The 7,026-nt window shown below is 31.9% G+C and carries 1 protein-coding gene; it reads left to right on the plus strand.

The window, feature by feature from the left end; genetic code table 11:
* Positions 1–42: 42 nt before the first annotated feature.
* The coding region (locus ACH2BO_RS02960) for a choice-of-anchor D domain-containing protein (protein ID WP_395043269.1) at positions 43–7,026 on the plus strand (6,984 nt) is incomplete at its 3' end.

Raw genomic sequence — 7,026 nt, forward strand, 5'->3', positions numbered from 1 at the left:
GAAATTTGTAACGTCAAAACAAACAAACATAATTCCATTATTATGAAAAAAACTAAAAACAAAAAAACACTTTTATTAAGAAATAGAATATACCTCCTATTCATATTTTTAATAAACTTTACAGTTCAAGCTCAAAACCCCGAAATGAATATTGTAGGCAATGGATTATCCATTGTAGATGGTGATACTTCGCCTTCAATAACAGATTGGACAGATTTCGGTCTTTCAACATTGGGCGTAAATGTTTCTTACACATTTACAATTCAAAATACTGGCTCTGGAGTTCTAACATTGGGTGCTATAACTTTTACTGGTGCAAATGCAACAGAGTTTAGTGTAATTACTGCTCCAAGTGCAACAGTAGCGGCTGGTGGATCTACCACTTTTGTCATGACTCTTGCACCATTATCCTTAGGAAATAAATCAGCTACTTTTTCTATTGTCAATAATGACAGTAATGAAAATCCATATAATTTTTATTTATATGGTGTTGGAGTAAATCCAGAAATAAACATACTAGGAAATTCTGTTTCAATTGTAGATGGAAATACTACTCCGTCATTAACCAATTGGTCTGATTTTGGAACCACTAATGTGGGAGTTGGAATTACAAGAACTTTTACGTTACAAAATACCGGAACTGGAAATTTATCAATTGGAGCTATTACTTTTTCTGGAACTAATGCCAGTGAGTTTACTGTTACTACTGCACCACCAACTGCACTTACAAATGGTGGCTCAACAACTTTTGTTGTAACCTTTAATCCAACAGCAGTAGGATTAAGAACAGCTTCAATTTCAATAGTAAACAATGACAGTAACGAAAATCCTTATAATTTTTCTATTCAAGGAAATGGTTTAAATCCAGAAATAAATATTTTGGGTAATGCAATTTCTATTGTAGATGGTGATACTACAGCTTCGTTAACAGATTGGACAGATTTTGGCTCAACAAATATTGGATCTTCTTTAACTAGAGTATTTACAATTCAAAATACAGGAATAACAACTTTAAATATTGGTGCAATAACATTTTCTGGAGTTAATGCAGCTGATTTTACAATTACTTCTTTACCAGCATCAACCGTTTCACCTGGAGGTTCTACAACATTTACAGTTTCATTTAATCCTTCGGCATTTGGTGTAAAAAACGCCGCAATATCAATTGCAAATAATGATAGTAACGAAAATCCTTATGATTTTGCATTAAAAGGAACTTGTGTGGCTCCAGAAATAAACCTACTAGGAAATGCTATAAGTATTGTTGATGGTGATACTACTCCAGTTATTACAGATTGGACAGATTTTGGATCTTCAAATGTTGGTTCTCCTATTACTAGAACTTTTACAATTCAAAATCTAGGAAATGCAATATTAAATCTTGGAGCAATAAGTTTTTCTGGAATAAATGCAAGTGAATTTACAATTTCAGCTGCTCCAACAACTTCTGTAGCAATTAGTGGCTCAACAACTTTTATTGTATCATTCAATCCAACTGGAGCTGGAATAAGAACTGCTGTTATTTCTATTGTAAACAATGATGGTAATGAAAACCCATATGATTTTACTATTCAAGGAACAGGAAATGAAACAGAAATAAACTTACAAGGAAATGCAACTGACATTGCTGATGGTGATACATCGCCAATTACAACAGACTGGACTGATTTTGGTTCTTCAAATGTTGGTTCATCAATTACTAGAACTTATACAATTCAAAATACAGGAAATGTTACTTTATCAATTGGAACAATTTCAGTAACTGGTGTAAACTCTTCAGATTTTACTATAACAACTTTACCTTCGTCAACTATTGCCGTTGGTACCTCAACTACATTTGTAGTAAGTTTTAATCCTTCTGCTATAGGAATTAGAACAGCTTCAATTTCAGTAATAAATAATGATGCTAATGAGAATCCATATGACTTTGCAATACAAGGAAACGGAATATTATCAGAAATTAACATTCAAGGTAATACCATTACTATTATTGACGGTGACACAACTCCTTCAATAACAGATTGGACTGATTTTGGATCATCAAATATTGGGACCGCAATAACTAAAACTTTTACTATTCAAAATACCGGAACAGCTGATTTAACAATTGGAACTATTACATTTTCAGGAACTAATGCAGCCGAATTCACAATTACAAGTGCTCCTATTGCTACAATATTAGCAGGTGGAAATACTACTTTTACAGTTAGTTTTAATCCGTCTTCATTAGGATTGAGAACAGCAACTATTTCGATTGTTAATAATGATAGTAATGAAAATCCTTATAATTTTTCTATTCAAGGAACTGGAAATTCACCTGAAATAAATTTATTAGGAAATTCAATCAGTATTGTTGATGGTGATACTTCTCCAACAACTTTAGATTGGACTGATTTTAGTTCATCAACTGTAGGAGTAAATATCAATCAAACTTTTACAATACAAAATCTAGGAAATACTGTATTAAATATAGGAGCAATAACATTTAGTGGCACAAATGCAGCTGATTTTACAGTTTCAACTTCACCATCTGCAACTATTGCAATTGGCAGTACTTCTACATTTGTTGTAACTTTTAATCCATCTGCAAATGGAATAAGAACGGCAACAATAAATATTGCTAATAATGATTTAAACGAAAACCCATATAACTTTTCAATTCAAGGAACTGGAATTGCGCCAGAAATAGACCTTCAAGGTAATGCAACTTCAATTATTGATGGTGATATTACTCCTACAACTGCAGATTGGACAGATTTTGGAACTTTATCTACAAGAACTTTTACAATTCTTAATACTGGTAATCAAATTTTAAATATTGGAGCAATTACTATAACTGGATTAAATGCTTCTGATTTTTCAATTTCAACTCTGCCTGCAAGCACCATTGCAGCTGGTGGTTCAACAACTTTTGTTGTAACTTTTTCAACAAGTACTTTAGGTGTTAAAAATGCTTCTATTAATATCGATAATAACGATTCAAACGAAAACCCATATAATTTTGCAATTTCAGCAAATGGAACTGCTCAAGAAATTGATATTAAAGGTAATGCAACTTCAATTGTAACTGCCGATATTACTCCAGCTACAACAGATTGGACTGATTATAGCACAGTTGCAAACTCACGAACTTTTACAATTTATAATACAGGTACATTGCCATTAAATATTGGTTTAGTTTCTATTACTGGAGCTAATGCTTCTGATTTTACAGTAACTTCTTCTCCTAGTTCAATTATAAGTGGAAATAGCTCGACAACTATTACCGTTGCATTTTTACCAACCGTTGCAGGTGTAAAAAATGCAACATTGTCAATTGCAAATAATGACAGTAATGAAAATCCTTATACTTTTGCTATTAGAGGAACTGGTGTTGCACCTACAATGAATATTAAAGGAAATAACACACTTATACCAGATGGTGATATAACACCAACATTATTAGATTGGACCGATTTTAATATTACAAACGTAAATGGAATATTAACAAGAACATATACTATTGAAAATACAGGTACAATGAATCTTAATTTAACTGGAACACCAATAATAACTGTTACAGGAAGTCCTGAGTTTACAATTTCTGTATTACCATCAACTACAATTACAGGTTCTAATACAACAACTTTTAAAATTAGATTTAATCCAACTGCAATTGGATTATATATTGCAGATATTTCAATTGCAAATAATGATGCTGCATCTGGTAAAAATCCATATACCTTTAGAGTAACTGGTCAAGCCGTTCAAGTTTTTACAGACAGTGATAGTGATTTTGTATTTGATAATGTTGATTCTGACGATGATAACGATGGAATTCCAGACAATATTGAACAAAGTTTTGATTCTGGTTCATTGATAACTAATAAAGTAAATGTACCAATTTTAAATGAAACTTTTGGAACTGGAACTGCTAGAGCTATGATTAATGTAAATAATCCAACTGCTTCAACAACTTATTGTTTTGAATTAGGTACAACAGCACCTGAAGCTTGTAGTTTATATCCAACAAGTGCAGGTGTAAATGACGGAGAATACACAGTTTCATATGTTGCTGGAGCACCAACAGCATGGTATCTAGGATTAGACCATACTCCTGGAGATGTTGATGGTAGAATGGCAATATTTAATGCTGCAGATGATCTTACAGAAGAATTTTATAGAACTACTTTACTTGGTGTTATTCCAAATGCACAATTAAACTATAGTTTCTGGGTAATAAACCTTATAAGATCTGACCATCCACTTGGTGCAGAAACAGCGAGAAAGCCAGATATTACTATTGAATTTAGAGATGCTAACAATATATTACTAAGTACAATTACTACTGGACTTATTCCTGTTACGAATGCAGCTTCTGTTCCAAATGGTGATTGGTATAACTTTACAGCAACTTTCACTCCTACAACTTCTGATATACATGTTGTGTTTAGAAACAATCAACTTGGAGGTTTTGGAAATGATTTAGCTATTGATGATATTCTTATTACTCAACGTTTAAATGATACTGATCAAGATGCAATTGCAGATGTATTAGACTTAGATTGTGATAATGATGGTATTGGCGATATTATTGAAGATGGTTGGGAAATTTATAGTAATGGAAAAGATACTATGGATTTAACAGCAGCTTCTTGGGTTGACAATAACGGAAATGGATGGAATGATGCTTCTGAAATACATTATGCAACATTAGCTCCAAAAAATAATGATGATGATTCAGTGCCAAATTACCTTGATTTAGATTCAGATAATGATGCAATTTTTGATGTTGATGAAGCAGGATTACTTAATGGTGATGGCGATGTTAATTGTGATGGTGAAGGTGAAGGTACAGATACCGATAAAGATGGAATATTATCCTCTTTTGATACATTCGTAGGATTCGGAAACACATCAAAACCATTACCAATAAACACTCTAGCAACTGGTAATTATGATTATATAAAATTGAATTCAAATACAGATGGAACTTTTGATATAACCAAAACCCTTTATGCTAATAAAGATACAAATTCTGATGGGAAAATTGATGGCACAACTGATATTGACAAAGATGGAATTATAGATTTATTTGATACAAATACCAATTATTTTGGTTCGCCAAGAGATATTAATAAAAAATTATATCTTAATTTTGATGGTAGAAACGATTATGGTGAAGCGTCATCTATTCTTGGTGGATTATCATCGGCATCAATCATGGCTTGGGTAGATTTAAATAGTGCCTTTTCTACAAATGGTGTAATTTTTGGACAAGATAAATTCCAAATCCGTATCAAAGCTGCTCGTAATATTGAAGCTATAATTAATGGTACAACTTTAACCTACAATACTGTTGCTCTAAATAAAAACCAATGGTATCATGTAGCTGCAACTTATGGTGCTGGCTCATTAAAATTATATTTAAATGGTTTGTTAGTTGCTACTCAAAATGTTTCTGGAGCAATAAGTGCTGACGCATCATTATTAACAATTGGTAAAAATCCAATTGCAAATAACAATTATTTTAAAGGTAAAATTGATGAAGCTAGACTCTTTAATGTTGTGCTTACAGAACAACAATTACAAAGAATGGTATATCAAGAAATTAAAGATTTCAGTGGTCAAATTAGAGGTGAAATCGTTCCTAAAAATATAGAAACGTTGCCTTTTGCAAATCTATTACTTTACTATAGAATGGATGTTTATAAAAATGATATCATAGATGATTTAACTACTCTAGCAGTTGATGCTGGTACCGGTATGAAAATTTATAACAACAAAGTTATTTGGTATCAAGAAGCACCAATGCCATTTATTACTGAACGAAATGGAGATTTTGCTACAGCAACTGACAACGTTTTAAAAGATATTAGAGGATTAGATATTATAGATTATGATTGGTCTATTGTTCAAGTAAAACATGATATTATTGAATTTTCAAACAACACAGATCTAGGAATGTTTATAGATTCTGGAAAAACAGTTAGCATCAACAACGATAATAAAATTCAAAATAACTGGTATCTAAAACTAGATGGAAAAATAGATTTAAATGGTAAATCTCAATTAGTTCAAACAATAAATAGTGATTTAGAACCTACAAGCGCAGGTTTTATTGAAAAAGATCAACAAGGACAATCTAATCTTTTTAACTATAACTATTGGTCTTCTCCAGTTGGAGCTATTAATAATGTAATTAATAATAATGCCTATACAGTTTCTGGAGTTATGAAAGATGGCACAACATCTACTCCACAAAATATAACATGGACATCTGGATATAACGGAAGTCCAACTAGCCCAATTACTTTAAGTAGTACCTGGATTTATAAATTCCAAAATTTAAGTCCTGTTTATGCAAACTGGCAGTCTGTTGGTTCATCAGGATCTTTAAATGCAGGACAAGGTTATACTCTAAAAGGAAGTGGTGGTATAGAAGCTACTCAAAACCTATCATTTGTTGGTAAACCAAACAATGGATTAATTTCAAGTGCAATTGCAGCTAATAATTTAAATTTAAGTGGAAACCCATATACTTCATCAATTGATGCAACACAATTTATTTTAGATAACAATTCCTCTACAACTGGAACATTATATTTTTGGGAACATTCTCCAACTAACAATACCCACAACACAGCTGGTTATCAAGGCGGATATGCTACAAGAAATGCAACTGGTGGTGTTGCTCCTGTTGCTCCAACGGAAATCACCGGAGTAGGAACAAGTGCTAAAATTCCAGGAAGATACATTCCTGTAGGTCAAGGATTCTTTGTCAAAGGTTCTCCTACTGGTGGAAACATCGTTTTTAACAACAATCAAAGACTATTTATTAAAGAAGATGATGTAGATTCTAATACACTTTTTAAACAAAATACTTATAAAAATTACTCAACACCAGTAGTACAAGTATATAACAATTCTAATGATGAAAAACCAGAAGATGAATTCAAGAAAATTCGTTTAGCTTTTAAATCTACAGATAACTTTTACAAACAAGCGCTTCTTGGATTTATGGAAAACAATGCTACAGATAATCTA

The sequence above is a fragment of the Flavobacterium sp. genome (assembly GCF_043773265.1).
Lineage (GTDB): Bacteria > Bacteroidota > Bacteroidia > Flavobacteriales > Flavobacteriaceae > Flavobacterium.